General features: G+C 62.6%; 2 protein-coding genes and 1 pseudogene. All 3 read left to right on the top strand.

Going from position 1 to position 1,272, the window contains the following annotated elements; all coding sequences use genetic code 11:
- Positions 1-302, top strand: a 302-nt coding sequence (locus ABT116_RS47450) for a helix-turn-helix domain-containing protein (protein ID WP_351647612.1), incomplete at its 5' end; no start/stop codon positions are given.
- Positions 286-987, top strand: coding sequence for a DsbA family oxidoreductase (locus tag ABT116_RS47445; protein ID WP_351647610.1), 702 nt, complete (start codon positions 286-288; stop codon positions 985-987). The genes ABT116_RS47450 and ABT116_RS47445, both read left to right, overlap by 17 nt.
- Positions 917-1,272: pseudogene (locus tag ABT116_RS47440) on the top strand (AMP-binding protein); the annotation flags it as partial. The gene ABT116_RS47445 and the pseudogene ABT116_RS47440, both read left to right, overlap by 71 nt.

The raw sequence follows: 1,272 nt of genomic DNA, 5'->3' as shown, positions 1-1,272 counted from the left end.
AGGCACTACGAGTGGTGGCGTCCGACCACTCGTTGTTCAGCTGCGATTCTCTGCGCGCCATCGTGGCCTCGACGCCGCGTCGGCAAGCCCCCGATCAGACTCCCCTCGCGTCGCTCACCGAACGCGAGCGTGAAGTGCTGGCAATCCTGGCGACGGGCGCGGCCAACAGCGTCATCGCGGAGCGGCTGTACCTCGGTGAGACCACCGTCAAGACGCACATCTCTTCACTGTTCGCCAAGCTCGGCGTGCCCAACCGGGTGGGTGCGTCGTTGATCGCGTTCCGGTGTGGCCTGGTCACGTGACTCGGGACTAATCCCGCCCCTGTTCGTTGTTGCACCTTCGGTGACTGATCAAATCGTGATTGACCAAGACGTGACCATCGAAGTGTGGTCGGACGTCGCTTGTCCGTGGTGCTACATCGGAAAGACCAGGTTCCTTTCGGCTCTGGATCGTTTCGAGAACAAGGACCGCGTCAACGTCATCTGGCGCTCGTACCAGCTCGCTCCGGAGACCCCGGTGGGCGCGGGCCGTACCGAACTCGACGCGTTGGTCGAGATGAAGGGGATGGCGCCTGATCAGGTACGTCAGATGTTCGCCCATGTCAGTGCGACGGCAGCCGAGGTCGGGTTGACCTTGGACTTCGACACCGTGATCGCCGCCAACACCTTTGATGCGCACAGGTTGCTGCATCTCGCGGGTGAGCGGCAGAACGAACTCCTCGAAGCGCTGTTCAAAGCGCACTTCAGCGACGGCAAGGTGATCGACGACCGTGAGGTGTTGGTCGAGCTGGCCGTGAGCGTCGGTCTCGATGCCGATGTGGTGCGCGAGCAGCTGGGCTCCGATGCCGCCGCCGAGGCCGTGCGCGAGGATCTGTCCATGGCCCGCCAACTCCAGGTCAGTGGTGTTCCGTTCTTCGTTGTCTTCGCTGAAGAAGGCGCAGTACGGCGCCTCGATCATGCCGGTCACGGTGCTCAATCGTCTGCGTGAGCGTTACCCGGACATAGGCTTCTACAACTGCTTCGGCCAGTCCAAAATCGGTCCGCTGGCAACCGTTCTCCAGCCCGGCGAGCATGATGATCGTCCGTCTTCTTGCGGGCGAGCAGTGTTCTTCGTCGAAACCCGTGTCGTCGACGCCGACGGAAACGACGTCGCCGACGGTGAGTCCGGTGAGGTTCTCTACCGCTCACCGCAGCTGTGCAACGGCTACTGGGAAAACCCGGAAGCCACGGCCGAGGCATTCCGCGACGGCTGGTTCCATTCGGGCGATCTTGT

The organism is Streptomyces sp. NPDC002130 (genome assembly GCF_040296465.1).
In the GTDB taxonomy this organism is placed as follows: domain Bacteria; phylum Actinomycetota; class Actinomycetes; order Streptomycetales; family Streptomycetaceae; genus Streptomyces.
The sequence above is the reverse complement of the archived record's forward strand: the minus strand, read 5'-3'. Positions and strand labels throughout refer to the sequence as shown.